This is a genomic window from Streptomyces sp. BK239 (assembly GCF_004217285.1).
Taxonomy (GTDB): domain Bacteria; phylum Actinomycetota; class Actinomycetes; order Streptomycetales; family Streptomycetaceae; genus Streptomyces.
Window position 1 is genome coordinate 606,607 of record NZ_SHKS01000003.1, and the last position, 24,343, is coordinate 630,949.

Annotated in this window: 22 protein-coding genes and 1 tRNA gene; 13 read left to right on the plus strand and 10 right to left on the minus strand. The window is 72.5% G+C overall.

What is annotated here, in order from left to right:
• Positions 1–195 precede the first annotated feature (195 nt).
• The 3 genes from EV567_RS12740 to EV567_RS12750 all read left to right on the plus strand — a co-directional run bounded on the left by EV567_RS12740 (position 196) and on the right by EV567_RS12750 (position 2,618).
• Positions 196–699 carry an ATP-binding protein gene (locus tag EV567_RS12740; protein WP_130439277.1) on the plus strand — a complete coding sequence of 168 codons (504 nt, stop codon included), beginning with the start codon at positions 196–198 and terminating at the stop codon, positions 697–699.
• Between the two features lie 100 nt (positions 700–799).
• Positions 800–1,780: an intradiol ring-cleavage dioxygenase gene (locus EV567_RS12745; RefSeq protein ID WP_207228753.1), complete on the plus strand. Its 981-nt coding sequence runs from the start codon at positions 800–802 to the stop codon at positions 1,778–1,780.
• Positions 1,781–1,790: 10 nt separating this feature from the next.
• The gene (locus tag EV567_RS12750; RefSeq protein WP_130439279.1) at positions 1,791–2,618 is read left to right on the plus strand and encodes a triphosphoribosyl-dephospho-CoA synthase; all 828 of its coding nucleotides are present in this window, start codon (positions 1,791–1,793) and stop codon (positions 2,616–2,618) included.
• A 175-nt stretch (positions 2,619–2,793) separates the two neighbouring features.
• Here the strand turns inward: EV567_RS12750 and EV567_RS12755 are convergent, their stop codons facing one another.
• The 4 genes from EV567_RS12755 to EV567_RS12770 all read right to left on the minus strand — a co-directional run bounded on the left by EV567_RS12755 (position 2,794) and on the right by EV567_RS12770 (position 8,672).
• Complete coding sequence (locus EV567_RS12755; RefSeq protein WP_130439281.1) at positions 2,794–4,083, minus strand: MFS transporter; 1,290 nt, start codon at positions 4,081–4,083, stop codon at positions 2,794–2,796.
• 110 nt (positions 4,084–4,193) lie between these two features.
• A complete protein-coding gene (locus EV567_RS12760; protein ID WP_130439283.1) occupies positions 4,194–5,591 on the minus strand; it encodes a PLP-dependent aminotransferase family protein in 1,398 nt (465 codons plus the stop codon).
• Positions 5,592–5,609: 18 nt separating this feature from the next.
• Positions 5,610–7,079 carry an aminopeptidase P family protein gene (locus tag EV567_RS12765; protein WP_130439596.1) on the minus strand — a complete coding sequence of 490 codons (1,470 nt, stop codon included), beginning with the start codon at positions 7,077–7,079 and terminating at the stop codon, positions 5,610–5,612.
• 87 nt (positions 7,080–7,166) lie between these two features.
• Positions 7,167–8,672 carry a PP2C family protein-serine/threonine phosphatase gene (locus EV567_RS12770; protein WP_207228761.1) on the minus strand — a complete coding sequence of 502 codons (1,506 nt, stop codon included), beginning with the start codon at positions 8,670–8,672 and terminating at the stop codon, positions 7,167–7,169.
• Between the two features lie 516 nt (positions 8,673–9,188).
• Between EV567_RS12770 and EV567_RS12775 the strand changes: the two genes are divergently transcribed.
• Both EV567_RS12775 and EV567_RS12780 read left to right on the plus strand, forming a co-directional pair.
• Complete coding sequence (locus tag EV567_RS12775) at positions 9,189–9,854, plus strand: bifunctional DNA primase/polymerase (protein ID WP_130439287.1); 666 nt, start codon at positions 9,189–9,191, stop codon at positions 9,852–9,854.
• 56 nt (positions 9,855–9,910) lie between these two features.
• On the plus strand, positions 9,911–10,711 hold the full coding sequence (locus tag EV567_RS12780) for a hypothetical protein (protein ID WP_130439289.1): 801 nt from the start codon (positions 9,911–9,913) through the stop codon (positions 10,709–10,711).
• 277 nt (positions 10,712–10,988) lie between these two features.
• Here EV567_RS12780 and EV567_RS12785 read toward each other — a convergent pair whose 3' ends face one another.
• The 3 genes from EV567_RS12785 to EV567_RS12795 form a co-directional block, all read right to left on the minus strand.
• The gene (locus tag EV567_RS12785) at positions 10,989–11,954 is read right to left on the minus strand and encodes a DUF5926 family protein (RefSeq protein WP_130439291.1); all 966 of its coding nucleotides are present in this window, start codon (positions 11,952–11,954) and stop codon (positions 10,989–10,991) included.
• Between the two features lie 217 nt (positions 11,955–12,171).
• Positions 12,172–12,810 carry an ATP-binding protein gene (locus EV567_RS12790; protein ID WP_130439293.1) on the minus strand — a complete coding sequence of 213 codons (639 nt, stop codon included), beginning with the start codon at positions 12,808–12,810 and terminating at the stop codon, positions 12,172–12,174.
• Positions 12,811–13,052: 242 nt separating this feature from the next.
• Positions 13,053–13,889, minus strand: a complete 837-nt coding sequence (locus EV567_RS12795) for a glycerophosphodiester phosphodiesterase family protein (protein WP_130439295.1) — start codon at positions 13,887–13,889, stop codon at positions 13,053–13,055.
• Positions 13,890–14,198: 309 nt separating this feature from the next.
• On the opposite strand from EV567_RS12795, the gene EV567_RS12800 reads away from it, so the two are divergent.
• Positions 14,199–15,812, plus strand: a complete 1,614-nt coding sequence (locus EV567_RS12800) for a S1C family serine protease (RefSeq protein WP_130439297.1) — start codon at positions 14,199–14,201, stop codon at positions 15,810–15,812.
• A 147-nt stretch (positions 15,813–15,959) separates the two neighbouring features.
• On the opposite strand, the gene EV567_RS12805 is transcribed toward EV567_RS12800, so the two are convergent.
• Complete coding sequence (locus EV567_RS12805; protein ID WP_130439299.1) at positions 15,960–16,595, minus strand: hypothetical protein; 636 nt, start codon at positions 16,593–16,595, stop codon at positions 15,960–15,962.
• 417 nt (positions 16,596–17,012) lie between these two features.
• Here EV567_RS12805 and EV567_RS12810 point away from each other — a divergent pair.
• Positions 17,013–17,099, plus strand: a tRNA-Ser gene (locus EV567_RS12810).
• Between the two features lie 422 nt (positions 17,100–17,521).
• Here EV567_RS12810 and EV567_RS12815 read toward each other — a convergent pair.
• Entirely contained in the window at positions 17,522–18,211 is a 690-nt protein-coding gene (locus EV567_RS12815; RefSeq protein ID WP_130439301.1) for a hypothetical protein, read from the minus strand.
• A gap of 173 nt (positions 18,212–18,384) precedes the next feature.
• Between EV567_RS12815 and EV567_RS12820 the strand changes: the two genes are divergently transcribed.
• Both EV567_RS12820 and EV567_RS12825 read left to right on the plus strand, forming a co-directional pair.
• The gene (locus EV567_RS12820) at positions 18,385–18,981 is read left to right on the plus strand and encodes a dihydrofolate reductase family protein (protein ID WP_130439302.1); all 597 of its coding nucleotides are present in this window, start codon (positions 18,385–18,387) and stop codon (positions 18,979–18,981) included.
• 186 nt (positions 18,982–19,167) lie between these two features.
• Positions 19,168–19,416, plus strand: a complete 249-nt coding sequence (locus EV567_RS12825) for an SCO4226 family nickel-binding protein (protein ID WP_130439304.1) — start codon at positions 19,168–19,170, stop codon at positions 19,414–19,416.
• Between the two features lie 42 nt (positions 19,417–19,458).
• Here the strand turns inward: EV567_RS12825 and EV567_RS12830 are convergent, their stop codons facing one another.
• Positions 19,459–20,334, minus strand: a complete 876-nt coding sequence (locus tag EV567_RS12830; protein ID WP_130439306.1) for a bifunctional DNA primase/polymerase — start codon at positions 20,332–20,334, stop codon at positions 19,459–19,461.
• A 655-nt stretch (positions 20,335–20,989) separates the two neighbouring features.
• Here EV567_RS12830 and EV567_RS12835 point away from each other — a divergent pair.
• From EV567_RS12835 to EV567_RS12850, 4 genes are all read left to right on the plus strand, one after another.
• Positions 20,990–21,910, plus strand: coding sequence for a bifunctional MaoC family dehydratase N-terminal/OB-fold nucleic acid binding domain-containing protein (locus tag EV567_RS12835; RefSeq protein WP_130439308.1), 921 nt, complete (start codon positions 20,990–20,992; stop codon positions 21,908–21,910).
• Positions 21,907–22,323, plus strand: coding sequence for a MaoC/PaaZ C-terminal domain-containing protein (locus EV567_RS12840; protein ID WP_130439310.1), 417 nt, complete (start codon positions 21,907–21,909; stop codon positions 22,321–22,323). Before EV567_RS12835 ends, EV567_RS12840 begins: the two co-directional genes overlap by 4 nt.
• The gene (locus EV567_RS12845) at positions 22,320–23,486 is read left to right on the plus strand and encodes a lipid-transfer protein (protein ID WP_130439312.1); all 1,167 of its coding nucleotides are present in this window, start codon (positions 22,320–22,322) and stop codon (positions 23,484–23,486) included. The genes EV567_RS12840 and EV567_RS12845 overlap by 4 nt, the downstream gene beginning before the upstream one ends.
• Before the next feature lie 261 nt (positions 23,487–23,747).
• The gene (locus tag EV567_RS12850) at positions 23,748–24,296 is read left to right on the plus strand and encodes a SigE family RNA polymerase sigma factor (protein WP_130439314.1); all 549 of its coding nucleotides are present in this window, start codon (positions 23,748–23,750) and stop codon (positions 24,294–24,296) included.
• Positions 24,297–24,343 lie beyond the last annotated feature (47 nt).

Here is a 24,343-nt window from a genome sequence, read left to right on the forward strand (position 1 = left end):
ACAAGGTTCCCGGCCCCGCGGAAGATCACCCTCTGGTGTGACAGTCGCCCCCTGTATCCCCGGGCCCCCACATACACCGGATCCGGTGGGCCGCGCGCCCACCGTATGGGCGGCATCACGCGGGATCCGCGCTTACTCAGCGCCCATGGCGGCAATACGTAGGGGTATGTCGAGCCGCGGCCGGGAGGCTGGAGCATGAGCATCTGGTGGTCACTCCATCTGCGGCGCGAGGCCGCGAGCGTGCCGCTCGCCCGGCGCCTGCTGCTCGGCACCATGGAGACGGCGGGCGTGGATCCCGACGTCTCCTACGACCTTTCGGTCGCGCTGAGCGAGGCCTGCGCCAACGCGGTCGAGCACGGCGGGGACACCGCTCACGGCGACTGTTCGCAGGCGTACAGCGTGACCGCCTACCTCGACGGCGAGAAGTGCCGCATCGAGGTCGCCGACTCGGGGCCCGGCTTCACCCCCGAACGCCCCGCCCCTCCCCTCGCCGCAGTGCCCACCGCTGCCCCGGCGCCGGCGCCCGCTCCTGCCCCCGTGCCGGTGAGCGTCGACGCCGAGCAGGGCCGCGGCCTCTTCCTCATCAGGGAGCTCGCCGACCACGTCCACATCGGCAACAAGCCGGGCCGGGCCGGGGCCGTGGTGAGCTTCGACAAGATCCTCAAGTGGCGGAAGGACGCACCTCTGATGGCGGTCTGAGGGGTGCGCGGGAAGATCGTCCGGACCCGGGGAGCACTCACAGGCGTCCCACAGCGGCGGCCCATGCCCCTGACGGGCAGCGCTTCTACGTTGCGTGTTCATGACGGGAAACCACAAGGACAAGGCCCTCACCCGGCGTCGCGCCCTCGCCGTGACCGGCGGCACGGTCGCGGCCGGCGGACTCGCGGTCGCCGGCTACCGGACGGCGTTCGCCGATACGACCGAGTCGGCGGCCTCGGCATCCGCGGCGACTTCGACCTCGGCCTCGAACACGGCGTCCGCTTCGGCGAGTTCGAGCAGCGGCAGCTGCATGACCCTGATGTCGAGCGTCACCGAAGGGCCGTACTACCTCGACGGCGCGCTGGTGCGCAAGAACATCACCGAGGGCAAGAGCGGTGTCCCGCTCACCCTGCGCCTCACCGTCGTCGACGCCACCGACGGCTGCACACCGGTCGCCGGCGCCGCCGTGGAGATCTGGCACTGCGACGCCTGGGGCTACTACTCGGGCTACACCACCGCCAACCCCGGCGGTTCGGCCCCGGCCGAGAGCGAGGACGGCTCCACCGCGAACGACAGCACCTACCTGCGCGGCTACCAGATCGCCAACGCCAACGGGGTCGTCAAGTTCGAGACGATCTTCCCGGGCTGGTACACCCCGCGCACCTGCCACATCCACCTCAGGGTGCACACCGGAGGCCGGAAGGAGGACGGCACTTACGAAGGCGGCAAGGTCAACCACACCGGCCAGCTGTTCTTCGCCGACGACATCGCCGAGCAGGTCTTCACCCTGGAGCCGTACTCCAAGCACTCCGGCAGCTACACCCGGCTCGCCGACGACATGGTCTACGACGGAGGCGGCGCCTCCAGCGGCCTGCTCACCCTGGAACCGGTCAAGAAGGCCGATCCGGCGCGCGGCTACAAGGGCTTCCTCACGCTCGGGGTCGACCCGGACGCGGAGACCACGGGCGCGGGCGGTGGCGCGGGTGGAGCGGGGGGCACGCCTCCGACCGGCGCACCCCCGAGCGGGGCGCCCACCGGTACGCCGCCCAGCGGCGCGCCTTCGGCCTCGGCGTCCTCCTGAGGCGCCGGCGATGACCAGCCGTGAGGACGAGACGCTCGCGCAGGCCGCGGTGGCCGCGCTCACCGGACAGCTGGCCCTGGCCCCCAAGCCCGGGCTGCCCGACCCGCGCGACCTCGCCGCCCGCGCGACCCGGCGGGACCACCGCGGGCTGCGCTGGTCGGCGAAGGCGCTCGCCCCCGGCCTCACGGCGATGGCCGCCGCCGCCCGCCGCACCGGCGAGCCCTCGCCCGGGCTGCGCGCCGAGCTGGGCGCGATCGGGCGGTGCGCCGAGCACTCGGTGGGGCTGACCGGCGGCGGGCACCGGGGTGCGCTGTGGACGCTCGGCCTGCTGGTCGCGGCGGCCGCCCTCGATCCACGCGCGCGGGGGGACGAGGTGACCGCGACCGCGAAGCGGATCGCCGCCCATCCCGACCGGGGCGCTCCGCGCCGGCCGTCGCGGGGATCGACGGTGTCGGCGACGTACGGGGCGGCGGGGGCGCGGGGGGAGGCGCGGGCCGGATTTCCGCATGTGAGGCGGGCGTTGGGCGCGCTCGGGGCGGCTCGATCGGCCGGGGCCACGGAGACGCAGGCCCGTCTGAACGCTCTGCTGACGGTGATGTCCACGCTTCAGGACACGGAGCTGCTCCATGTCGCGGGGCCGGTGGGCCTACGGCATGTTCAGGCGGGCGCTCAGAGCGTGCTGGAGGCGGGCGGTGCGGCCACGGGGGAGGGGTGGGAGGCGATGGCGGTGTTCGACGCGGATCTGGTGGCGCGGGGATGGAGTCCGCGGGGGAGTGCGGGGCTGCTGGCGGGCGCGCTGTTCGTGGACGCGCTGCCGGTCGGTGCGCGGGGGTTGTGAACGCGACCCGGCACGCGGGGGTACGGCGGTTGCTGAGTGCCGGCGCCGGCGGGGTTCCGTCACACCCGAGCAGCGGTGTAGGGCTTCTTCGGTTGTTTCACGTGAAACGCTGAGCTGCGGTCCTCCACCGCACTGCCCCAGCGGCACGACTGGCCCCACTCCGAGCGGAAGTTCATCAGCGAGGCGTCACCACGTTCGCCGGTGTCAGCCCCCGCGTGCGGCTCACCTCGCCCGCCCGCGCCGCGTGGCGGGACACCGGGCCCATGGCGTAGGACGCCGCCAGCATGGCCGTCCCCAGGAGGAGCCAGCCAGGGGTGCCCCATTCGACGAGGAGCCAGGTCAGGAGGAGCGGACCCAGGGTGCGGGCCACGGTGACTCCGGTGCCGAAGAGACCCTGGTACTCGCCGACGCGGTCGGCGGGAGCCAGGTCGAAGGAGAGCTGCCAGGACCCCGCCGACTGCCCCATCTCCGCCACGACCTGCAGCAACGCCCCCAGCACCAGCACGCCCGTCGCGACCCACGGCGAGGTTCCCGCCGACAGGGCGAACACCGCGCACGCCGCGCACATCACCCACCCCGAGCGGCGCAACACGCGTGTGGCGCTGTCCAGGCCGGTCACCCCGCGCGCCGCCCGCACCTGGAAGAGCGTCACCACGGCGGTGTTGAGCACGAACAGCGCGGAGACCAGCCATGCCGGCGCCCCCGTCCGCGACGTGATCCACAGCGGCAGCACGAGACTGAGCAGCGGAAGCCGCAGCAGCAGCACGGTGTTGAGGAGCGCCACCACCGCGTACGGCCGGTCCCGCAGCACACCGCCGAGCCGCCCACGCCCCTCGGTCCCGGAGGCCACAGAGGCCACGGAGGCGGCCGCAGACACGGCAGACACCGCACACTCCGCCGAGCACGGCACCCGGGGCAGCCCGAGCAACAGCAGTGCGCACACCACGAAGCTCACCGCGTCCACCACGAACACCGCGACGTACGCCGATCTGCTCCCGGCGTGCAGGGCGAGCCCGCCGAGGCCTGCCCCGACCGCCAGACCGGCGTTGAGCGTCGCCTGCAACCGCGCCAGCAGCCCGGTCCGCTCCCCGGCGGGCACCAGCCCGGCCAGCAGCGCCTGACGCGCCGCCGCGAGCCCGGACTGCGCCGCCGCATACCCGGACGCCACCAGCACGAAGGGCAGGAAGTCCCGCACGAGCGTGAAGGACGCCACCGCCAGCCCGGTCGCCAGCGCCAGCAGCACCGCCGTGCCGCGCGGCCCGCGCCGGTCGGCGAGCCGTCCGAGCGGCACTCCGGCCAGCGAGCCGACCGCCCACCCGACGGTCAGCCCGAGTCCCACGCGCGCGGGAGCGAGTCCGGCGATCTGAGTGAAGTAGAGGGCCGATGTCGTGTAGTAGGCGCCGTCCCCGACCGAGTTGCTCAACTGGGCCAGGGCGAGAAGGCGTTGCGGGGGAGAGGTCCTCATGCCGACGACGCTAGAAGCGGGATGGACCTGTCGACAGCACCAATCCGACTGCATCTCAGTGGTCCAATCGGGCCCGCCGACATACCGCGCCCAGTCGGCCGCCGTCTCCGTCAGCCCCCGCCCAGCACCCTCGCCAGCACCTCCAGCGCCTCCGGATAGACCCGCTCGCGGGGCGTCCCGTAACCGACCACCAGCCCCTGCGGGCGGCCGGCGCCGCGTGCGGTGTGCCAGTGCTCGCCGAGCCGGCCGACCGCCAGGCCCTCCGCCTCCGCGCGTGCCAGCACCTCCGCCTCGTCGTCGACCTCCACCAGCGCGTGCAGACCCGCCGCCACCCCGCGCACGCCCCGGTGAGCACCGAGCCGGTCCAGGAGCAGGTCCCGGCGGCGCCGGTAGCGCAGCCGGCTCGCCCGTATGTGACGGTCGTAGGCGTGGCCCGTGATGAGGTCGGCGAGGGCGAGCTGGCCGATGGACTCGGTGTGGTGGTCGCTGTGCAGCTTGGCGTCGGCGACCGCGTCGACCAGCGCCGGCGGCAGCACCATCCAGCCGAGCCGCAACGCGGGCCCGAGGGTCTTGGAGGCGGTGCCGAGGTGGACGACCTGACCCGGCGCCATCCCCTGGAGCGCCCCGACGGGCTGCCGGTCGTAACGGAACTCCCCGTCGTAGTCGTCCTCGACGATCAGCGCGCCGCGCGTACGTGCCCAGTCCGTCAGAGCCCGTCGCCGCGCCGGGTGCAGGGTCACACCCGTCGGGTACTGGTGCGCGGGTGTGACGACGACGGCCCGCACGTCCGCTCCCAGCTCCTCCGTGCGCACCCCGAGGTCGTCGACCGGAGCCGCGGTCACCTTCCCGCCGTTGTGCCGCACGACCTCACGGTGGAAGGGCAGCCCGGGGTCCTCCATGGCCATCGGCCCGCCCTCCAGCACGCGCGTGAGCAGCGCGAGGCCCTGCACAGACCCGGAAGTGACCACGATCCGCTCCGGCGGCGCGATCACCCCCCGCGTCCGCCCCAGATACTCCGACAGCGCGGTACGCAGCTCCGCACGCCCGCGCGGGTCGCCGTAGTCGTACGCCGTCGACGGCGCCGCGGCGATCGCCCGGCGCAGGGAACGCAGCCAGACCGCCGCCGGGAACGTCCCGACGTCCGGGCTGCCGGGCCGCAGGTCGAAACGCGGCGCACCCGCGTGTGCGGCCGCGCCGGACGGCTCGGCGGGGCGGTGGGGCAGGGCGGCGACGCGGGTGCCCGAGCCCTGCCGGGCGATCAGGTAGCCCTCGGCGACGAGCTGGTCGTAGGCGGCCTTCACGGTGTTGCGCGAGATGCCGGTCTCGGCCGCGAGCAGCCGGGTGGCCGGCAGCCGTGTCCCGGGTGCCAGCCTTCCGTCGCGCACGGCGTCGCGCAGGGCCCGTTCGAGCCCGGCGCGACGCCCTTCGGCGGGGTCCGCCTCCAGGTGCAGGTCCACACCGGCGCCCCCGAGGGCGAGCGGAACCGCACCGTCGGCGTGATCAGCCATGGATCACATCGAAAGGGCTCAGCCCTGGGAGCCCTTGAGCGCGGCCATCCACGCTTCGACCTCGTCCGACCTGCGGGGCAGCCCGGCGGACAGGTTGCGGTTGCCGTCCTGCGTGACCAGGATGTCGTCCTCGATGCGCACGCCGATGCCCCGGTACTCCTGCGGGACGGTCAGGTCGTCGGCCTGGAAGTACAGCCCCGGCTCGACGGTCAGCACCATGCCCGGCTCCAGCGTCCCGTCGACGTAGGACTCCACGCGGGCGGCGGCGCAGTCGTGGACGTCCATGCCGAGCATGTGCCCGGTGCCGTGCAGCGTCCAGCGCCGCTGGAGGCCGAGCTCCAGCACCCGCTCCACCGGCCCCTCGACGAGCCCCCACTCCACGAGCCGCTCGGCCAGCACCCGCTGCGCCGCGTCGTGGAAGTCGCGGTACTTTCCGCCCGGCCGCACCGCCGCGATGCCGGCCTCCTGGGCGTCGTACACCGCGTCGTAGATCTTCTTCTGGATGTCGCTGAACCGACCGTCGACCGGCAGCGTGCGGGTGACGTCGGCGGTGTAGTACGTGTGCGTCTCGACGCCCGCGTCCAGCAGCAGCAGGTCGCCCGGGCGCACGGGTCCGTCGTTGCGCACCCAGTGCAGCGTGCAGGCGTGCGGACCGGCCGCGGCGATGGTGCCGTAGCCGACGTCGTTGCCCTCCACGCGCGCGCGGAGGAAGAACGTGCCCTCGATGTAGCGCTCGGAGGTGGCCTTGGCCTTGTCCAGGACGCGCACGACGTCCTCGAAGCCGCGGACGGTGGAGTCGACGGCCTTCTGGAGCTCGCCGATCTCGAACTCGTCCTTGACCAGGCGGGCCTCGGAGAGGAAGACGCGCAGCTCCTCGTCGCGTTCGCCGGTGACCTTGTCGGTCAGCGCCGCCTCGATGCCCGCGTCGTAGCCGCGTACGACGCGCACCGGGCCGCTCGCCTCGCGCAGCGCCTCGGCCAGCTCGCGCACGTCGGAGGCGGGAAGGCCGTACAGCTGCTCCGCCTCGGCGAGGGAGTGACGGCGGCCGACCCACAGCTCGCCCTGACCGGAGAGCCAGAACTCGCCGTTCTCGCGGTCGGAGCGCGGCAGCAGGTAGATCGTCGCGGTGTGGCCCTCGCCCCGGGGCTCCAGGACCAGTACGCCGTCCTCCGTCTGGTTGCCCGTGAGGTAGGCGTACTCCACGGAGGCCCGGAAGGGGTACTCCGTGTCGTTCGAGCGGGTCTTGAGGTTGCCCGCGGGGATCACCAGGCGCTCGCCGGGGAAGCGCGCGGAGAGCGCGGCCCGGCGGGCGGCGGTCTCGGCGGCCTGGGCGATCGGCTCCAGTCCGTGCAGCTCGGTGTCGGCCCAGCCGGACTTCATGTTCTCGGCGAGCTCGTCGGACACCCCCGGGTACAGGCCGTTCTTGCGCTGCTTGACGGGCTCCTCGGACTCAGCTTCCGGGGTCTCCGGGGTGAGCTCATCGGCCACGGTCATCCTCCTAGGTAAGGCACTGGACCCCGTCCATCGTACGGTCGTACGGAAGGGGGCCCAGGAGGAGGAAGACCTCGGCCGCCGTCAGTCGAACCGCGCCGCCAGCACCACCACGTCCTCCGCGCTGTCCTGGTCGGCCGCGCCGTCCGGCAGCACCGTGCGCAGCACGTGGTCGGCGATCGCGCCGGGGTCGTGGCGCAGCGCCCGGGGCACCCCGGCCGCCGCGGCGTGCAGCCGGGAGAAGGCGCGGTCGACGCAGTCGCCGGTGCGGTGCAGCAGACCGTCGCTGTAGAGCAGGACCGTCTCGCCGGCCGCGGCCTCCACCTCGACACTGGGCGCCTCCCAGCAGGCGAGCATGCCGAGCGGGGCGGACACGGACGTCTCGACGAACTCGGTGCGCCGCTCGCCGACCAGCAGCGGCGGGCAGTGTCCGGCGCCGGCCAGGGTGATCTTGCGCAGCGCGGGCTCGCAGTAGGCGAACAGCGCGGTGGCGGAGCGGGCGGGCTCGGTCAGCCGCAGCAGCAGCTCCAGGTCGGACAGGACGGCGACGGGGTCCTCTCCCTCCATCACGGCGTACGCCCGCAGCGAGGCGCGCAGCCGGCCCATCGCGGCGACGGCGCTGGGCCCGGAGCCGGTGACCGAGCCGACCGCCAGGCCGAGGGCCGCGTCGGGCAGCGGCAGTGCGTCGTACCAGTCGCCGCCCCCGCGCGGCCCGGTGCGGTGCCGCGCGGCGAGCTGCACGCCGGCCACCCTCGGCAGCCGGGAGGGCAGCAGCTCCTCGGTCATCGTGGCCATGGACGCGCGCGTGCGCTCGACCTCCAGGAGCCGGGCGAGGTGCTCGGCGGCGTGCCGCACGTACAGGCCGACCAGGTGGCGTCTGCGTTCGTCCGGCTCGGCGGGCTCGTCGTAGAGCCAGACCGCGGCGCCCAGCCGGCCGGCGCGTTCGCCTGCGAGCGGCAGGGCGTAACTGGCGGCGTAGCCGAGGCGGGCGGCCACCTCGCGGTGGCGGGGGTCGAGGCCGTCCTCGGCGAACAGGTCGGGCTGGGCGATGTCGCCGTCGCCGCCGGGCAGTCCGTCGAGGATGCGCCCGTACGCCGTGGAACTGCGCGGGACGGTCTCGATGTGCCCGAGGTCCGCGCGGCCGAGGCCCAGGCCGATCGTGGTGTCCGGGCCGAACCCGTCGGCGGGCTCCAGCACGACCAGACCGCGCCGGGCGCCCACGAGGGCGGACCCGGCGCGCAGCAGTTCCTGGAGGGCGTCCGCGAGGCAGTCGGTTCTGGCCAGACGCTCGGTGAGTTCGTGGAGGGTGGTCAGATCCGAGACCCAGCCGGCCAGCCGGTCCTGGAGGAGTGCTCCCGCGGCGGGCGGGGCCAGTGGGGCGGGCGTGGCTGTGGGCGCGGGCGCGACAGTGTGTGCGGGCGGGGGAACCGTTGAATCGATTCCGGCCACTTTCGAAGGGTGGGGGGCGTTCATGGCGTCCGGCTCTCGGACCGGTGCGTATTGCTGGGAAGCATCGCAAACCCCCATGTCGTTCTGCGCCGCTAGCAGTGTCTCCACATGTACACGCACTCGAGAGGGGATGTCCAGCATTGTCCTGCTGGGATCGCCGGTGTCAGTGGGGTCGGCGACTTCGTCGGGCACGCTTCCTCCGGCTCCCTTGCGAAACAACGAAGTTGGCTTGAAACTGCCTGAGGTGACGTGTGACTGCGGTCGACTGGGCTTGCTCGACGGAGCGTCACAGCGGTCGTGATGGGTACGTACTCGGTAAGGACCAGAGGTCGTCGGGAGCCACCCGGAACCTGGTGACCGACCCGGGCGTCTTAGCCACCGACGACCGTGCCCCATCCTCCCGTGGCGGAGGCGGAGAGCAGTACGCGGAGCGCAAAAACGCCAGACTTCGCCACCCCTACGCCAGGCCCATGTTCACGATGGGCGCAGTACGGATGCCAGTGGCCGCGGAAGCAGCCGATGTTCGGCCCCCAGGGGTTCCCCTTGTCTCCGGCAGGGGTGTGATGCGCCAACAGGTACGCACAGTGAAGTGATCGACACACGATGTGATGTGGCCCACGGTGTTGCCAGCGGTGCAACGGAAAGGAACGAGCGCTCATGCGCGAGATCCTCGGAAAGCGACGCAGGCTCCTGTCCCAGCGCAGCGACGGGGGGCCTGAGGCGATCGACGCGGCCCTTACCTTCGCGACGGAATGGCAGTGGCCCGTGCTCCCGGGCGTGACGGCGGACCCGCAGGCGGCGTCCCGCTGCGGCTGCCCCGACCCCAAGTGCCCGGTCCCCGGCGCTCACCCCTTCGACCCCGGCCTCCTGGCGGCCACCACCGACGCGCGCATGGTGCGCTGGTGGTGGACGGACCGGCCGGCCGCCCCGATCGTCCTGGCCACCGGCGGCAGCGCGCCCTGCGCGGTCAGCCTGCCCGCCCTCGCGGCCTCCCGCGCGCTCGCCGCGCTCGACCGCGACGGCATGCGACTCGGCCCGGTCGTCGCCTCGCCCACCCGCTGGGCGATCCTCGTCCGCCCTTACGGCATGGAGCAGTTGGGCGAGCTGCTGTACGCCAAGGACCACGTGCCCGGCTCGCTGCGCTTCCACGGCGACGGCGGCTACCTCGCCCTGCCCCCGTCCGAGACCGGCCAGGGGGAGATCCGCTGGGAGCGGGCCCCGCTGCCCGGCTCGGCCACTCCGTGGGTGCCCGACGTGGAGGCCGTGGTGGACGCGGTCGTCGACGCCCTCACTCGTACGGGTGTGAGCGCGCCCGAGTTGTGAGGGTGTCGGGCGCGCGCCGGACGGAACGGACGCGTTCGCTCGTTATCTTCCGCTTCATGAGCTTGCGTCTCTTCGCCCTCGGGGGCGCTGTGGTGTGCGCGATCGTGCTTCCCCTGGCCGTGGCGTCCGCGGGGTCCGTGGACGACGAAGGGGACTTCGCGGTGAGTCCGCTGCCCCTGGCCGACGACCCTGTGACCGACGGCCGAGCGGGCGGCGGCGCCGTCGGCGCGGCGGGCGGGGGCCGCTCGGGCCTGGCCGGTGCGCACGGTACGCGTGACGGGCACAGTACCGACGACGCACGGCCGCCCGTCGTCACGCCCTCCGCGTCCCCGCGTCTGCTGGGCCTCGGGCTGGCGACCGGCGCCCGGTGCGGTCCCGAACTCAGCTCCCCGGAGGGCGTCGAGGCGCAGACCTGTGTGCTGACCCAGGGGGAGGACACCTGGGCGCGCACCTACTACCGCAACTCCACGGGCCGTGCCCTGAACGCCGTACTGAGCTTCATGGGGCCGCACGGGCGCACGGTGCAGATGCGCTGCGCGGTGGGCGCGGACGACGAGCCGGGCGCCTGCGAGACGCCCCGTGAGCGCGCGCAGGGCGACGCGGGGGCGTACTCGGCGGTCGCGGAGTTCTCGGGCGCAACGGGTGCCGCGGGTGCAGCGGACGGCGCGGGTGCCGGCGGATCCACGGCGGGCACAGGGGGTGCGGCGAGCGCGGGCAGCGCCGGAGCCGCGGGAAGCGCCGGAGCGGACGCGGGCACGGGGACCGCCGCCGGGGACGCGGGGGCGGCCGGAGGTGTCGGCGGTGGACCGCTGTTGTTGCGGTCCGGCAGCAACTCCGAAGCGCGTACCGGAAGTTGACACTCGGCCGTCAGCGCGAGAACGGCACCGGGCATGGAAAGACCCGGTTGCTGGCGACGGGGGATGCACCAGCAACCGGGCTACTCGAACGGTAACAAGAGATCGGCTCCAAGCAAATTCGATCTCCTGTTTTCCTCGGCTTTCCGGACACCGGGCGAACGGCGCGTCCGTCGCCGACTCGCCTCTTTCACAAGGCAGTTGTGAGTCAGGCCGCGCGGGCCGCCCGGTCCGGGGCATCGACCCGTCGGTCAGCCGGAACGGGCCTTGGACCTGTGCCTCAGCTGAGCGTGACCTGCCGGTTGGTCAGTCCGCCGCGCGCGCGACGCTCCTCGGGGGTGAGCGGCGCGTCGGTGGCCAGGGCGGCGGCGAGCCGCTCGGCGAACTCGGCCGCCGGCTTCTCCACGTCGTCCGCCGAGACGCCGCTCGGCAGGTCCCAGACCGGCACTGTCAGGCCGTGAGCACGGAACGAGCCCACCAGGCGCGTGCCCTCCCCGAGGTTCGAACGGCCCGCCGCGTGCAGCCGCGCGAGGGCGTCCAGAAGCTGCTCCTCCGGGTGCGGCATGACCCACCGGAGGTGGTTCTTCTCCGGGGTCTCGCACCAGTACGCGGCGTCCACGCCGGTGAGCTTCACGGTCGGGATCGCCGCCGCGTTGGCCCGCTCCAGGGAGGCCGCCACCTCCGGGGCCGCGTTCTCCGAGTCCGGCACCCAGAACTCGAAACCGCTGTGCACAACTGGCTCGAAGGCGCCTTCGGCGTCCAGCAGGTCCTGCATCCGCGGACCGTCGGCGGGGGCGCGACGGGCCTGGATCGGCGTGCCCGGCTCCGCCTCCAGGGCGCGCTGGAGCGTGTCGGCCATGTCGCGGCTGATGTCGCCGGACGCCGTGTCGTTCTGCAGACCGAGCAGGACCGAGCCGTCGTCGCGGCGCAGGGCGGGCCAGGCCATCGGCAGCACCGTGGCGAGGGTGACCGAGGGGACACCCTCGGGCAGGCCGCCCTTCAGCGGCAGCTCGACCGTGGCGGCGGGGACCAGTTCGCGCAGCGCCACCCAGTCGCACTCGCCCGGCAGGCCCTCGAAGGGGCGCTGCACCAGCTCGGTCGCGGCGTGCGCGGCGGCCCGGCCGTGGCAGGCCTTGTAACGCCGGCCGCTGCCGCAGGGGCAGGGCTCCCGCGCGCCGACGACCGGGATCTCGCCGTCGGTGAGCTGCGGCCGCCTGGCCGTCGTCTGGTGTCGCTTCTTGGCCATCTGGGTGTCTCCCGGGTACGGCTCGTCTGGTACGGGCGGGAGCCTAGCCGTTCGTACGGGTAGTCAGGGGGACCTGTGGACACCGACGGACGGGCCGGGGCGCCACCGCCGCGCCTCCGGCGAAACCGCCCCGCCCGCCGGACCGTCAGCCGGAGCCTCAGTCCGTCAGCCGGAACCCCGTCCGTCAACCGGACCCTCGGCCCCGTCAGCCGGACCCTCAGTCCAAGTCGTCGAACGCGTCCGCGAAGTCCAGGCCCGGGATCGTCGACACCGCCGGGGCCGCGACCCGTGAGGCGAAGTCGTCGCGCCGGCAGCCGGCGTCGGGATCGTGGACGTCGGCGTGGACCACCACCCAGACGGTGACCTCGCCGCGGGCGTCGTCCCGCACGCCCCAGTCGTCCGACAGCGCCGTGATGATGTTGAGCCCCCGACCGCCGTGCGCGGTGACCGAGGGGGTGGCCGGGGCCGGGCGGGTCGGGCCGCCGCCGTCGGTGACCTCGACGACCAGCCGGCCGGCGGGATCCACGCACCACGCGGCACGCACGTCACCGTCCCCCGCCAGGGCGTCGCCCAGCGGCCGGCCGTGTTTGCACGCGTTGCTCAACAGTTCGGAAAGGATCAGCAGCGCGTCGTCGATGACCGCTTCGGCGACCCCACCGCTGCGCAGTTGGTCACGCATACGGTGCCGCGCCTTGCCCACGCCCGCAGGGCCATGGGGTACGGCCATGCTCGACGACGTGGGCACCTCCTGTGCCACCACCAACGCCACCCCCGAGACCTCCTTCGCCCCACGCCACGGTGTGGATGCCCCATTGGCCTGTACCGGAAACCGGCCAATCCCCGTCCCGGGACGCATTCACAACGATCGAATACGGACCGAACGCGCCGGAGCACTCCCCGTGACGGGACGGTCCTCGTGTGGCTTGATTTCTTCGGTGTGGCCGGAAATGGAGGATGCTGCAGGCGGACGGTGCGGTCAAGAGGTGTGGATGGGACTTCTGTGACTTCTGTGATTCCGTTTGGATCTTTCGCCTCACGGAACCGCTCTGTCCGCCCGGCCGACTCGACGCCGCCGGTCCCGCCCGCCGGCTCCGCCGGTCAGCGGCCCAGGCGCTGGAGGACCGCGCGGGGGCGGTTGGTGATGATGGCGTCGACGCCGAGTCCGACGCAGCGGTCGACGTCCTCCACCTCGTTCACCGTCCACACGTGCACCTGGTGGCCGGCCCGCTTCCACCGCTCGATGTACGCGGGGTGAGCGCGCACGACCCGGATCGAGGGGCCCACGATCCCCACCCCGGCCGGCAGCCGCCCGTCCCGCAGGCGGGGCGAGACGAACTGCGTCAGGTAGACCGTCGGCAGTGTCGGCGCGGCGGCGTGCACGCGGTGCAGCGAGCGCGCGGAGAAGCTCATGATCCGCACCGTCGAGTCGGCGGCCGTGGCGGGCGCGTCCAGTCCGAACCTCCTCAGCAGCTCCAGCAGCCGCTCCTCCACCTGCCCCGCCCAGCGCGTCGGGTGCTTCGTCTCGATCGCCAGCTCCACCCGGCGTCCCGCGTCGGCGACGAGTTCCAGCAGGCGCTCCAGGGTGAGGACGGAGGTCGCCTCGCGGTCCTCGGGCCGTACCTCCCAGTCGGGCTCCTCGTCGCGCGTGGTCCACGCCTCCCGCGCCTCCCTCGTCTTCCAGGAGCCGAAGTCCAGGGCGGCGAGGTCGGCGAGCTCCAGCGCGGAGACGGCGCCGCGGCCGTTGGACGTACGGTTGACACGTCGGTCGTGCACACAGACGAGATGGCCGTCCGCGGTGAGCCGTACGTCGCACTCGAGGGCGTCCGCGCCGTCCTCGATCGCCTTCCGGTACGCGGCGAGGGTGTGCTCGGGGGCTTCCTCGGAGGCCCCGCGGTGGGCGACGACTTGAATATGGTGCTGCCGTGCTTGGGTCACCGCGTCATGGTGCCACCGGCGCGGGTCACGCGTCCGGCCGGTGGGAAAGCCGAATGCCCGGCCGTCGGACCGGTCGTCTGAGAACAGTCTGAATGTTCCGGAGAAGTGACCGAAATGCTGGAAAATGTCCTATGTAAAGAATGGCCATGGACCCACAGCCACCGCTTATGGTGCTCTGACGGCCCGTGGGAAAAGCTGAGATGTACAAAAGCACATGCACAGCTGCAGCGCGCCGGGTCGTCGACACGCGCGAACGAGCGTGATCGAAGTGCGACCGAGGACAACAGCCGTGGATCGAGGAGAAGAGCTGTGAGCACCGAGAACGAGGGCACCAACGAGGGCGCCACGGTCCCCCCGGCCCCGTCCGCACCTCCCGTGCCGGTGGAATCTCCCTCGGCCTCCCCCACATCGCAGACGCCCCCGGCCGACGCGGGCGCCCCGACCACCCCGATGCCGTCCACGCCCCCGCCCCCGGCGGCGGCGCCGGCGGGCCCCTATGCCAACGGCGCCCCGTACAGCGCCGCGCCCGCACCCGGTTCCGGCGGCGCCCCCGAGGGCGGCTGGCCCCCGCCCGCCGCCCCGCAGGGCGCGGGCCCCCAGCACTCCGCGCCCCAGCACTCCGCGCCTCCGCACGGCGCACCCGCGCACGGCGCGCCCCAGTACCCCGCCCCGCAGCCCGCCACCGCGGCCGAGGGCGGCTGGCCTCCCCCGCCGCCGGCCACGACCGCGTCGTACGACGGCGGCTTCGGCTCCGGCGGCGACGGCGGGTGGGGTTCCTCCTACCAGCAGCCCGAGCCCAAGGCCCGCCGTGGGCGCGGCGGACTCGTCGCGGCGGTGCTGGTGGCCGCGCTGGCCGCCGGCGGCCTCGGCGGCGGTCTCGGCTACACGCTGGCCAAGAACGACGACAGCTCCGGCTCCACCACGGTCTCCGCCTCCGACAGCGGCGGTTCCATCAAGCGTGACCCCGGCACGGTCGCGGCCGTCGCCGCCAAGGCCCTGCCGAGCACGGTCACCATCGAGGCCGAGTCCAGCAACGGCGAGGGCGGCACGGGCACCGGCTTCGTCTTCGACACCCAGGGCCACATCGTCACCAACAACCACGTCGTGGCGGAGGCGGTCGACGGCGGCAAGGTGACCGCCACCTTCCCGACCGGCAAGAAGTACGACGCCGAGGTCGTCGGACACGCCAAGGGCTACGACGTCGCGGTGATCAAGCTCAAGAACGCGCCCTCGGACCTCAAGCCGCTGACCCTCGGCGACTCCGACAAGGTGGCCGTCGGCGACTCGACGATCGCGATCGGCGCGCCCTTCGGCCTCTCCAACACGGTGACCACCGGCATCATCAGCGCCAAGAACCGCCCGGTGGCCTCGTCCGACGGCTCCGGCAGCTCCTCCTCCTACATGAGCGCCCTGCAGACCGACGCCTCGATCAACCCGGGCAACTCCGGCGGTCCGCTGCTGGACGCCCAGGGCAACGTCATCGGCATCAACTCCGCGATCCAGTCAACCGGCAGCGGCGGCATGGGCGGCGCCGGTCAGTCCGGCTCGATCGGCCTCGGCTTCGCCATCCCGATCAACCAGGCCGAGTACGTCGCCAAGCAGCTGATCAAGACGGGTGAGCCGGTGTACGCCAAGATCGGCGCGTCCGTCTCCCTCGAGGAGTCGACCGACGGCGCGAAGATCACCGACCAGGGTGCGGGCGGCGCTGCCGCGGTCGAGGCCGGCGGTCCCGCGGCCAAGGCGGGCCTCAAGCCCGGCGATGTCATCACCAAGCTCGACGACACGGTGATCGACAGCGGCCCGACCCTCATCGGCGAGATCTGGACCCACGAGCCCGGCGACAAGGTGACGATCACCTACGAGCGGGGCGGCAAGACCCAGACGGTCGACCTCACCCTCGGCTCCCGCAAGGGCGACAACTGACGCACGGGGCCATGCCCCCAGCACCACCTCCGCAAGTGATGGGTGTGCTCGTCAGAAGGGGTGCCTCCCTGAGACGCGGCAACGAGTGAGGCGGTCTGCCGAAGCCAGGCTTCCGGCAGACCGCCTCACTCGTCGCGAGCTACCGGATCAGCGGAGCGCGCCGTCCGTGATCTGAGTGGCTGTGCCGTTCTTGATCACGACCTCGGCCTCCACGCCGTTCTTGGAGGCCTTCTCCAGGTCGGCCTCCTCGCACGGAGCGTCCACCTTCGAGCCGGCGGTGCCGCAGATCTGGCCACCGCCCAGAATCACCGTGTCCTCGGCGAGGAAGAACGCCTGCTGCTCACCGCCGGAGCCCTTGGCCGCAGGTCCGTCGACCAGGTACTTGCCGGGTGCCACGTACCGCACGATGCCGTACCAGGTGCCGCTGACGCCCTTGCCCTTGTCGAGGCCCTCCACGACGGTCTCGCCGGAGTCGGATGTGCTCCCGGACCCGGACTTGCTGCTGTCGCCGGACGTTTCCCCGGATCCGGACTTGCTGCTGCCGCCGGACGTCTTCCCGGACCCCGAGGTGCTGCTGCCGCCGGACGTGTTCCCGGAACCGGAGGGAGACGCGGAGGTGCCGCTGGCGCCCGTGGCGCCGGGCTCGCTCGCCGCCGCGGACGTGGCGGCCTTGCTGGAGGAACTGTCGGCGGCGTCGTCGCCCTGGTTGCACGCCGTCATCAGCAGGGTCGAACCCAGGAGCGCGGCGGAGACGAGGAAGGCCTTGCGACGGTTGCGGATCATGGGTCAAGTCCCCTGAATGGTCGATCGGTTGGGGCTGAGGTGCGTTCAGTCCCCTCAGTGCGTATTCGATCATTAGGAGGGGTCCGGGAACCGAACGGGTGCCTCGGTCTTTGAGTCAGGACAACATCGGCACAGTCCCGTTACAAGATCAACTCGAGGTCACGGACCCGGGGGTTGATGCTCCTCGCCACGCGTCAGCGGTGAGGATGACACCTGTCAGGCGAAGTCGGCAGCCCAGGGCCGGCCTTCGTCCTCTTTCCGCGTGCCGGCAGGAGCCGGGGGCCAGTCGCGCTGATCGCGGGCGGCGGCACTGGCCGCCAGAAGCGGGGGCCACGGACCTCGTGTGGACCACACCCCCCGAGCAGTGCCCGCGCCCGGTAGTCTGTACCCGCTCCGCCCCAGGTGGGCAGGGGCGCAGGTGGGTTGCCCGAGCGGCCTAAGGGAACGGTCTTGAAAACCGTCGTGGCAGCGATGTCACCGTGGGTTCAAATCCCACACCCACCGCAGGTGAACGGCCCCTGACCAGGTAACTCGGTCGGGGGCCGTACACGTCAGCGTTGTCCGTCAGTGACGAGGCTCCCCGCTGTTTCTGACCGAACGGGCACGCGAGGGGCACTTCGATGGGGCGTCTCTAGGCACCTGGCAGCGTGGTGAGCCCCAAAGCCACCACCGCAGCGAAGACCGGCAGCTTCCTGACTTTCCGCCCAGTGGACTTACGGCCCAGCTCCCAAGCGGGCACCAGGATGCAGAACAGGTACAGCGACCCCGGCAACAGAAGGGCGATGTCGTGCACAGGGAGTTCCAAGGGGCCTTTTGATGGACGGCAAGGCTGCCCCTGGCAGTGAAGCCCCGCGCCAGGCGCTGATCGGCGGTCTGCAAATCAGCGTCGAGGGTGTTCGCCCAAGCACCTTTGCGAGTTTCCCGGTTCACTTCAAGTCGTCGAAGCAGGCCTTTTTGACGGCCTTGACCCCGAACAGCGTGGATCCGCCGGACCCCAGGGCCGACAAGGCGCCCTTCTTGGTATCCACACTGGCCAGGATGCTGAGGACCTTCTTCACTCCACCGGCGGCCTTGATCGCCTTGTAGGCCTTCGCGCCAGGAATGAAGGCCGCGCCCAGTGCTGCGCCGCATTTCATGGAGTTCCAGGTGTCGCTGACCATGCCGCCGGCGATTTCTTTCGTCTTGTCCCACCAGGCCGGGTCGGCGACAACAGGGAAGGCTGTTCCAGGGGTGGTGGAGATGGTCTGGACCAGCGTGTGGCCCTCGACGCGGTAGCTGGTGGGGACGGTTGCTCCATTGGTGTCCTTCGCCCAGGGGGCGGCGAACATGCCAAGGACCTCATCGTCCTTGAATACCAGGACGCTGCCATCGGCCAGTCGCTCGGCTTCGGCACCCTGAGGAAGGCCCAGGTCGAAGCGGTACTCCGTGGGCGCGCCGGCGTTGTTGAGGGTGATCAGGGCGCGAACGCCCGACCGTGTCGGCTGGACCGCCAGGTCGGCATTGTTTCCGGCACCGGGATAGACGATGGTGCCGTTCTCTGTTCTGACGCCGGGCGCGTTGTTGTTGCCAGGCAGGCCGATACCGACCGTGATGCCGTCTGCGGCTGTTGAGTGCACAACTCCGTCGGCTGTCGCGGGAGCGGTGACGAAACTCGACCCGCGGAGATATGACGGCGCGGGGGCCGCGTCGGTCGGGCGGGTGCCATGATCACTCAGCCGCCTCGCACCTCGCCTGCCGTCAGGCAGTGCCGGGCCGTGGCGCGGCGGCGTGACCAACGGAAGGGACCGGCATGCGCAGACTCGTCCACTACATCGCCACCACTCTCGACGGCTTCATCGCGGGCCCGGACGGCGGGGACCCCACCGGTCCCGACGGCTTCTGGCCCATCACGGAGGACTACATACAGCACCTCGTGGCCGAGTATCCGGAGACGCTGCCCGTCCAGGCCCGGCAGGCCCTGTCCGTCACGGCGGAGGGCACGCACTTCGACACCGTGCTGGAAGGGAGGCGCAGCTACGAGATCGGTCTTGCGGCCGGCATCACCGACGCCTACCCCCACCTGCGTCACCTGGTGTTCTCCCGGACCCTGACCGAGAGCCCGGACCCGGCCGTCGAACTGGTCGCAGACGACCCGGTGGCGACCGTGCGCGCGCTCAAGCAGCAGGACGGCAAGGACATCTGGCTCCTGGGCGGCGCCGAACTCGCGGGCTCCCTGTACGCCGAGATCGACACGCTCATCCTGAAGGTCGGGCCGCTGACCATCGGTGACGGGATACCGCTGTTCTCCCGCAAGGCCGCTTTCGACCCCCGCTCCTGGACGCTCGCCGAACACGCCGTCCTCAAGAGCGGCGCGGTGTTCCTCACCTACACGCGCGTCGACAGCTGAACGCCCCGGACCGGCACGCCTCGCCGGGTACGGGTTCGCTCCGCTGAGGCTGTCGGGATCCCAGGGCGCGGCCGGGGTCTGTGCGGTAGCCGCCGTCCGTCCGCGGGCACAGGATGGAAGTGATGCCCAGCAAGCGGCCCGGCGCCCTAGGTGCCGGGGTCCAGCCGCAGAAGGAGGTGTGGCGGTATGCCCAAGTTCATGGACGTCCACCACGGGATGAAGGACATCACGGCCGACCGGCTGAGGGAGGCGCATCAGGACGACCTCGCCATAGAGGGGCAGGAAGGCGTCCACTTCGAGAAGGCCTGGGCGGACCCGGAGTCCGGGACGGTCTACTGCCTGTCCGAGGCTCCCTCGGCCGAAGCGGTGCAGCGCATTCACGAACGCACCGGACACCCGGCCGACGAGATCCACCCCGTTCCCCTCACCGTGTGAACCGCGCCCCCGCCTGTGAAGAGCCTCAGGCGGGGGACACCGTCACCTCGCGCGGCCCGTCATCCGGGCTGCCGAAGTCACCGTGGCCCGGGCCTCCTGGGGGGACAGGCCCGTGCGGACCGCTGCCGTGATCAGGGGTTCGCTCAGGGTCGGGCCCAGGCCGGATTCGTAGGCGCGGCAGGCTGCCCAGAAGAGGCGGGTGTTGCGCTGGCCCTCGTGCGCGGTGAGGACGAAGTTGATCAGGCCGTCGCCCTGTGCGTCGCCCTGCGGGGAAGCGGCGTGGGTGCGGGGCGGGGGCAGGAGGAGGCGCAGGAGGGGGCGGGGGCAGGGCGCCGGCGGGAGGTGGGCCGTGCCGGGAGCCGTGGTGTAGACGCCGTGGGCGGTGCGGGAGCCGGGGCCCACCAGGTAGCCGCCGGCGCCGCGGATGTCGATGCCGGGGGCCAGGCGGCCGGCCGAGTTGGGGACGGCGACGTCCGGTGGGCCGGTGAGCCAGAGGTGGCGGCCGCCGGAGGGGGTGCGTATGACGACCGTGGGCGGGATCGTGAACAGGTGGCGCAGGGCCAGTTCCCGCAGGGCCGCCGTGGCGTCCGTGCCCGACTTGGTGTCGAGGTCGACGCCGATGAGGTGGTGCGGGGGCAGGCCGCAGGCGATGCCGTAGCCCGTGGCCCACGGGGCGCGGGCGAAGAGGTCGCGGACGCGGGCCGGGTCGGTGGAGGCGTCGTGGACGCCGTGGCCGGGGCGACCGCACTCGCCGTGGCAGGGCGGGGCCGTCGGGTCGTCACCGCGGTGCGGGGAGCGCAGGGCGGGGAGCTTCGTCCGGGACAGGGGGATGACGGCCAAGCCGCGTTCGGCGGCCGACAGGGCATGGGCGAGGGCCAGGGTGCCGGCCTGCCGGGGGTACCGGTCGGTGGTGGCCATGCGTTCATTTTCGTATGCGTGTTCGAACAAGGCAAGGGGGTTCGCGCCGCGACGCGCCGAGGGTGAAAGCGGCAAGAGGAAAGCGGGGTGACTTGTGCCGGAACGGTTCTTCGCTTGGCCGGCCCGGCGACCTTATGTCCCGGTTGTCGGGGACTGTGGGCTTGGCGAGTAGACAGGCGCCAACGGTGGTTTATCGACTCGTCCTCACGCTTGCGTGCTAATCGAGGCCCCCGGGAGGCTGCCGGCGGGATTCTCCGGGCAACTCTGGCCACGTGACGTCGTCGCCGCACCGGTCGGTCGACGCACCGCTCACGATCCGCTGAACAGCCCCTGTGCTGGAGGAACCTCATGGCAAGCACCCGCACCGTCGTCGCCGCCGTCCCCGTCCCCGCCCGCGGAACGCCGTCGGCTCGGGCGCCTCGCGCCAGTGCGACTCCATGCAGATCGGGGGATCCGCCGCCACAGCCGTCAGCCAGGGCGACAGGAGTGCCGGGGCGGGGGCTGTAGGGGGGTCACGCGTCTGCGCGGCGGTGCTTCGGCGTCGCCGCGCAGACGCGCTTGCGGGAGGTGAACGACCTTGACAAGGCCACCTGTCTGACGGACAGTCAGAAACCTCCGCGGCACGGTTCTGCGACGCGAGGGGGCGGTGGCGAGGATGAGCGACGGGGCGGACGGGTTCCAGGCGCGGCTGAAGGCGTACGAGGGCCGGCCCGCCGCGGTCGCCGGCGTCGGCCGGGACCCCGTCAACCTGCCCATGATCCGGCACTGGTGCGAGGCGATGGGCGACGCCAACCCCGCGTACAGCGGGCCGGAGGCCGTCGCGCCGGCCACCATGCTCCAGGCGTGGATCATGAGAGGGCTGGGGGGCGACGACCCTGCCGGCGAAAGCAGTTCGGGCCGGACGCGGGAGTACGAGGAGCTGCTGGGCCTCCTCGACGAGGCCGGCTGCACCGCCGTCGTCGCCACCGACTGCGAGCAGGAGTACGTCCGCCCCCTGCGGCCGGGCGACGAGGTCGCCTTCGACGCGGTGATCGAGTCGGTCTCCGCCCGCAAGACGACCGCCCTCGGCGCCGGGCACTTCGTCACCACCCGGACGGACGTGCGCGTCGACGGTGAACCGGTCGGCACGCACCGCTTCCGCATCCTCAAGTACGCGCCTGCGGAACGGAAACCGAGGGAACGCCGCCCCCGCCCGGTGATCAACAGGGACAACGCCGGGTTCTGGGAGGGCGTCCGCGAGCACCGCCTCCTCATCCAGCGCTGCACCGCCTGCGACACCCTGCGTTTCCCCTGGCTGCCCGGCTGCAACGCCTGTGGCGGGCAGGAATGGGACACCGTCGAGGCGAGCGGCGACGGCTCCGTCTTCTCCTACGTCGTGATGCACCACCCGCCCTTCCCGGCCTTCGACCCGCCCTACGCGGTCGGCCTGATCGAACTCGCCGAGGGCGTGCGGATCGTCAGCGACGTGGTCGGAGTGCCCTGTGACAAGGTGCGCGTCGGGATGCCCGTACGGCTCGAATTCAGGCGTTATGACGAGGAGTTGGTGCTGCCGGTCTTCGAGGCGGTGGCGATGTGAGGCCCGGGGACGAGCTGGGGCCGCTGGAAGTGCCCGTCACCCGTACGCTGATCGTCGCCGGGGCCGTCGCCTCGCGCGACTTCCAGGACGTGCACCACGACCCGGAGGCCGCCCGCGCGAAGGGCTCTCCCGACGTCTTCATGAACATCCTCACCACCAACGGCCTGGTCGGCCGCTTCATCACCGACCACTTCGGTTCGACGGCGGTGCTGCGCAGGGTCGCCATCCGGCTCGGGGCACCCAACTACCCGGGGGACACGATGGTGTTGCGGGGCACGGTGGAGGAGGTCGACGGCCGCACGGCGGTGGTGCGGGTCCTGGGCGAGAACGGCCTCGGGCGACACGTCACCGGCACGGTCACGGTCACCGTCCCCGGCGACGGCGACGAGCGGCCGGCCGGAGGCGTCGTATGAGCGTCCGTACGCGGGACCTCCTCGGCGGACGGGCCGCCGTCGCCGGCATCGGGGCGACCGAGTTCTCCAAGGACTCCGGGCGCAGCGAGCTGCGGCTGGCCGTGGAGGCGGTGCGGGCGGCGCTGGACGACGCCGGGCTCACGGCGGCGGACGTGGACGGCCTGGTGACGTTCACCATGGACACCAGCCCGGAGATCACCGTGGCCCAGGCGTGCGGCATGGGCGAGCTGTCCTTCTTCTCCCGCGTCCACTACGGCGGGGGCGCGGCCTGCGCGACCGTCCAGCAGGCCGCGCTCGCCGTCGCCGCCGGGGTCGCCGACGTCGTCGTCTGCTACCGCGCCTTCAACGAGCGCTCGGGCCGCCGTTTCGGCTCGGGCGTACGGCAGCGGGAGCCGTCGGCGGAGGGCACGGCGCTCGGGTGGACGCTGCCGTTCGGGCTGCTCACCCCCGCCTCCTGGGTGGCGATGGCGGCGCAGCGCTACCTGCACGCGTACGGGCTGACCCCGGAGGCGTTCGGGCACGTGGCCGTCACCGCCCGCCGGCACGCGGCGGCGAATCCGGCGGCGTACTTCCACGGCAGGCCGATCACCCTCGCCGAACACGCGGCCTCCCGGTGGATCGTCGAGCCGCTGCGGCTGCTGGACTGCTGCCAGGAGACCGACGGCGGGCAGGCGCTGGTCGTCACCTCCGTGGAGCGCGCCCGGGACCTGCGACATCCGCCCGCCGTCGTGGCCGCCGCGGCCCAGGGCGCGGGCCGGGCGCAGGAGCAGATGACCAGTTTCTACCGCGACGACCTGACCGGGCTGCCGGAGATGGGCGTGGTCGCCCGCCAGCTGTGGCGGACCTCGGGCCTCGCGCCCGCCGACATCGACGTGGGGATCCTGTACGACCACTTCACGCCGTTCGTGCTGGCGCAGCTGGAGGAGTTCGGGTTCTGCCCGCCCGGCGAGGCCGCCGCCTTCGTGGCCGAGGACCGTCTCCCGCTCAACACCCACGGGGGCCAGCTCGGCGAGGCGTACCTCCACGGTATGAACGGCATCGCGGAGGCGGTACGCCAGTTGCGGGGCACGTCCGTGAACCAGGTGCCGGGCACGGCGCGCACCCTGGTGACGGCGGGCACGGGTGTACCGACCTCGGGTCTGGTGCTCGTCGCCGACGACTGAGCGCCTGAGTGACTGGGCGGCTGGGCGGCTGGGCGGCTGGGCGGCGAAGAAGCGCGAGCACTGCCGCCCGGCCGGGCGGCACTGAAGCGCGACGACGGCTGACCGGCCGTGCCGCGCATGACCGCGCCCCCTCGGGGGGACGCTCCGCCCCCCGTCCACCTTCAGGAGGTCGAGCCGGCTCCACCCCTACAACCTGAGAGGGACCCGGCTTCGGCACCTGCGGCCGATCCGCCGGGCGGGGCGCGAACCTAGCGTGGAGCCATGACCACACCCGTCTGCACCAGCGCGTCCGACGGCATGAGGCGGCCCGCGCCGTACCCGTCGTTCGCGTCGTACGTCAGGGCCCGTCAGCCGGTGCTGCTGCGCACCGCCCGGTCGCTGACCGCGAACCCGAGCGACGCGGAGGACCTGCTGCAGACCGCGCTGGCCAAGACGTACGTCGCGTGGGAGCGGATCGAGGACCACCGGGCCGTCGACGGGTACGTCCGCCGGGCCCTGGTCAACACCCGCACGTCGCAGTGGCGCAAGCGCAGGGTCGACGAGTTCGCGTGCGACGAGCTGCCCGAGCCGGAGCCGCTGCCGGGCGGGACAGATCCGGCCGAGCAGCAGGCGCTGCACGACGCGATGTGGCGGGCGATCATGCGGCTGCCGGCGCGGCAGCGGGCGATGGTAGTCCTCAGGTACTACGAGGATCTGAGCGAGGCGCAGACGGCGGAGGTGCTCGGCGTCTCGGTCGGCACGGTGAAGTCGGCGGTGTCCCGGGCCCTCGGCAAGCTCCGGGAGGACCCTGAGCTGGACGTTGTTCGATAGCGTGCTGAACTGGGCATTCAGGACGCGCTTCAACGGATCCTGAGCGA